The organism is Accumulibacter sp., assembly GCF_029255125.1.
GTDB lineage: Bacteria > Pseudomonadota > Gammaproteobacteria > Burkholderiales > Rhodocyclaceae > Accumulibacter.
The window spans coordinates 1-4,522 of sequence record NZ_JAPUVR010000051.1; the positions used below are offsets into that span (position 1 = coordinate 1).

The 4,522-nt window shown below is 61.1% G+C and carries 3 protein-coding genes and 1 pseudogene; 3 read left to right on the top strand and 1 reads right to left on the bottom strand.

The window, feature by feature from the left end; translation table 11 throughout:
• From Q1L59_RS02550 to Q1L59_RS02560, 3 genes are all read left to right on the top strand, one after another.
• Window positions 1-420 (top strand): lipocalin family protein (locus Q1L59_RS02550; RefSeq protein ID WP_300327725.1); only part of this gene is annotated, 420 nt, incomplete at its 5' end.
• Window positions 421-1,288: 868 nt separating this feature from the next.
• On the top strand, window positions 1,289-3,535 hold the full coding sequence (locus tag Q1L59_RS02555; RefSeq protein ID WP_300327726.1) for a peptidase domain-containing ABC transporter: 2,247 nt from the start codon (window positions 1,289-1,291) through the stop codon (window positions 3,533-3,535).
• A 7-nt stretch (window positions 3,536-3,542) separates the two neighbouring features.
• Window positions 3,543-4,037 carry a GNAT family N-acetyltransferase gene (locus tag Q1L59_RS02560; RefSeq protein WP_300327727.1) on the top strand — a complete coding sequence of 165 codons (495 nt, stop codon included), beginning with the start codon at window positions 3,543-3,545 and terminating at the stop codon, window positions 4,035-4,037.
• Between the two features lie 135 nt (window positions 4,038-4,172).
• Here the strand turns inward: Q1L59_RS02560 and Q1L59_RS02565 are convergent.
• A pseudogene (locus Q1L59_RS02565) lies at window positions 4,173-4,522 on the bottom strand (IS4/IS5 family transposase); the annotation flags it as partial.

The following is a 4,522-nucleotide window of genomic DNA, read 5'->3' on the forward strand; positions in this document are numbered from 1 at the left end:
AAGTGGTACGAAGTTGCCCGTCTCGACCATTCGTTCGAACGCGGTCTGAGCGACGTATCGGCGCACTACCGCCTGCAGCCCGACGGAAGCGTCGAGGTGCTCAACCGGGGCTACAACGCTGCGCGTCAGCGCTGGCAGCAGGCCGCCGCCAGGGCCGTGTTCATCGGCGAGCCCTCGCGTGGCTCCTTGAAGGTCTCTTTCTTCGGTCCTTTCTACGGCGCCTACCACATTGCCGCGCTCGACCAGCGAGACTACCGCTGGGCACTCGTCGTCGGCCCCAGCCGCGACTACCTGTGGATTCTGTCACGCGAGCCTCATCTGCCCGACGAGGTGCGCGAGGCGCTGCTGCGGCAGGCGCGTGAACTGAACTTCGCGGTCGATCGCCTGATCTGGGTCACGCATCGCGCGTCCGGCGACTGAAGCGTATCGGCCGACTTCGTCCCGGCCGGTACGCACCGGCGCCGGCGATCTGCTCGAGCCGCGCCTGCCGCGGTTCGGGCGGCGAGCGAGCAACCGGCCATCCGCACGCTTGCTGCCTCCTGTCGGCTCGGCGCTGACGAACCGCTGCTGGACACCGTCAGGCCTGCCGTGCTGCCGCCGTACGTGCCTCGACCGAAGAAGATCACCGTGTCTCGGGCGGGAGTCCGGTCCAGGAGCTTGCGGATCTGCCTATGGCCGGGAATCGCAAGCACCCCGAACAGCAGGAACGCGCACCTCCGCGACAATGGCGTCTGCATCCCGTCCTGTCTTCGCTGTCGAGCACAGACAGACACTGCGACCTGAATACGGAAACGGCTGACAGGGCGGCATTCTCGACTTCATTGCGCTGTGCAGCGCTGCGCTGACGCCTATCAGGCAAAGCCTGGAATATACGCCGAAGCTTTTCGCACAAGAAAATGGTGGATCGCGACAGAAGATGGGAGCAAGCGGGGAAATCGGCACGTAAATCGAGAATCGTCGCTGGCGCGATCAAACTCGAGGTTAACACCCTAAGGCACTGTCCAGCCGCATCACTCCCAGAACGTCCTTGGGTTCCTCCAGCTTCATCGCCCAAGTCTACCGATCCTCGGGAGGCAACCTCCGGCAACAGCCGCCCTGTGCGGCTTCGAAAAGGTAAACAACTGATTTGACAATAGCCCCATTTTCCTGTGAAATCCACGCTCTATCCTAAAACAGATGAAAACGGGAGAGGGGTCATGTTGCAGGGAGAAAGGGAGCAATCTTACCGGCCTTGCCCGTCGATAGGCTCGTTTCATACGACGACTGACTTCCATTTTATTCGCTGAACATGCTTCAGCGAATCAAGCGCATTGCCTCGATCAACAGGCAGGAACAGAAAGCGATTGCCCGATGGCCACTCGAAGCGGCCCAGCTCGTTTGGGCTGTGGGGAGTCTGTGTGCGCTCAATCGTGTGCCTTTCGACGCCGAACTGCTGCTCAAGCAGTTTCCGCCGCCTTACACCACCGACACCCTGATCCACGCCGCTCGCGCGCTGGGGTTTCGCATCCAGCTCAAGCCGCGTGCAGCTTCGGCTCTGGACGAGGTGGCAACGCCTTGCCTGGCAGTGCTGGCACCGCTGAAAAACGAGGCAGCGACCGAAGTTGAGGTCCCCGTGGTCGGCGAGCGCGCAGCCAATAGAGAAAGCGCAATCGGGGGCGCCCGTTTGGGACTCATTACCGATGTTTCGCCGGAGCGCGTCCAGTATTTCGAGGCCGGGACGAAGGCGGCGTCAGAGTTACCGCGCGATGAATTCGCCGAACGCTATCTGGGCGTCGTCTTCTTCATAGCCAAGAGGCGGCCACCGATTTTCGATCCAGACGTGGTCGGCAGCACGACCCATTTCGGCTTCCGCTGGTTCGTTCCGGACCTTCTGAAACACAAGAAGGTCTGGCGCGACGTTCTGCTCGCCTCGCTGGTCATGCAGTTGCTGGCGCTCGGCACTCCCCTTTTTACGCAGACCATCATCGACAAGGTGGTCGTCCATCGCACGCAGAGCACGCTGCTCGTCATCGCCATCGGCATGGCCGTGTTCATGATCTTCTCGGCCATCCTCACCTGGGTGCGTCAATATCTGGTGCTGCATACCGGCAACCGGGTCGACGCCGTGTTGGCGGCGGCCGTCTTCGACCATCTCTTCAAACTCCCTCCGCGCTATTTCGAGAAACGCCCGACCGGCGTCATCGCCGCCCGGTTACACGGTGTCGAGACCATTCGCGAGTTCGTCGCCAGTGCGGCCGTAACGCTGGTGCTCGACCTGCCCTTCCTGCTCATCTTCGTCGGCATCATGTTCTGGTACAGCGTCAAGCTGACCCTGGTCGCACTGGCGGTGCTGGCGATCATCGTCGTGCTCAGCCTGATCGTCGCACCGATGTTCCAGTCGCAATTGAACCATCAGTTCCTGCTCGGCGCCCGCAATCAGGCTTTCATCACTGAGTACATCGCCGGTCTGGAAACGGTAAAGAGCCTGCAGATGGAGCCGCAACTCAAGTCGCGCTTCTCGGATTACCTGGCCGACTATCTGCACGCCACTTTTCAGACCCGACAGCTTGCCAACACCTACAACACCGCAGCGACCACCCTCGAACAGTTGATGAGCCTGCTCATCCTGGTCATCGGCGCCTACACCGTGATGACCGGCACCGAGTTCACCATCGGAATGCTGGTCGCCTTCCAGATGTTCGCGGGCAAACTCAGTCAACCAATGATGCGCCTGGTCGGTCTGTGGCAGCAGTTTCAACAGGCCAGTCTCTCGGTCAAACGTCTGGGCGACGTGATGAACGCGCCAACCGAGCCCTATGCGGTCATTCCGACCCGCATGGCCGAAGGCAAGGGACTGATCGAGATCGAGGGCCTGGCCTTCCGGCACAGCGACAAGCACCCCTACCTCTATCGCGATTTCGACCTCACCGTGCGGCCAGGCAGCACGGTCGCGATCATGGGTCCGTCCGGTTCCGGGAAAAGCACGCTGGCCAAACTGCTGCAAGGTTTTTATCAACCTTCGGACGGCCGAATCAAGCTCGACGGCGCCGACATCCAGAACCTCTCGGCCAACGAACTGCGCCACTACTTCGGCGTCGTACCGCAGGAGACCGTGCTCTTCTCCGGCACCGTCTACGACAACCTGCTCGCCGCCAACCCGCACGCCACCTTCGAACGCATTGTGCAGGCCGCGAAACTGGCCGAGATCCACGACGCGATCGAGAAACTGCCCAATGGCTATCAGACCGAAATCGGCGAACGCGGCGCCGGGCTGTCCGGTGGCCAGCGCCAGCGCCTGGCGATTGCCCGAGCGCTGCTGAAGCGCCCGAAGATTCTGCTTTTTGACGAAGCCACCAGCGCCCTCGACCCCCAGACCGCCGAACATTTTGCCGCGACCATCAACCAGTTGCGTGGGCGGGTGACGATGCTGTTCATCACCCATGTGCTACCGAAGAGCCTGCAGGTCGACGAGGTCGTGCGCATCGGCGAACGGGTAACGGTGCTGAGCGAGGAGCGATCCGCCAAGCCCGTCCGCCCGACACCGGAGAGGACCTGAATTTCAAATGAAAATCCGCTTCGCCACTCTGAATGACGTCCCGGCCTGTATCGAACTCGGACGCCGCATGCACGCCATCACCCGCTTCTCGGCCTACGACTACAACGCCGAACGTCTCGCGCAGAACCTGCGCGCAGTGATCGAGATCGGCCAGAACGCCCACAAGACGCACGCCTTCTTCGTCGTCGAGGATCCTGCCGGCCAGATCGTCGGCGCTTTGATCGGCGGCGTGGAGCGGCACTTCTTCTCCGACCTGCTGGTCGCCAGCGTCATCCACTACGACGTGCTGCCGGAGCGGCGCATGGGCGGAGCGGGACTCAAGTTGCTGGCCGCCTTCCGCAAATGGGCCGAGAACCGAGGCGTGTTCGAGCTATCCGTCGGCATCAACAGCGGCATCGAACTGGAAAAAATGGATCGGTTCTTGAAGCGCTTGGGGTTTCGCCAGACAGGGGGAAATTATGCACTCGCGCTTCGCCCAGGCAGCGATAACCAACTCACGTGAAAACCGCGATGAACACAATGCTTTACCTCCTCTGCTTGCTCAGCCTGGCCTTGCTTTTTCAGCCGGTCGTAGCGTTTGAATTCAGCGGCCCCTTCCCGGATCGCGACTCAATGCTCTCAACGTATCAGAACCAAGTCATACACCTTCCTTGTACGCATATGATAGATGTGGCTTTTCTGTGAATTGTCTTGGAAATGAGCGATCGGGCTTTATGCGGACGAGGTTCTTGATCAGTTGGCCAAAGACCGAGGCGACATTGTCGAGAGCTTCGCGCCCGTGGAGGAGCCAGCGTCCGAGGATGCGCTCGAGGCGCGAGAACGCGTCACCCCGGTTGATCAAGTAGTGTGCGCGGGTGTCGGCGTCGAGTTCTTCGCTGGCCGCATGGACGGCCAGAGCGTTCAAGTTGTCGCAGAGGATTTTGGCGCCGAAGTCCTGCTGGGCCGCCAGCCAGGACATTCCGGACAGATGTTCGAGGGACAGACGAT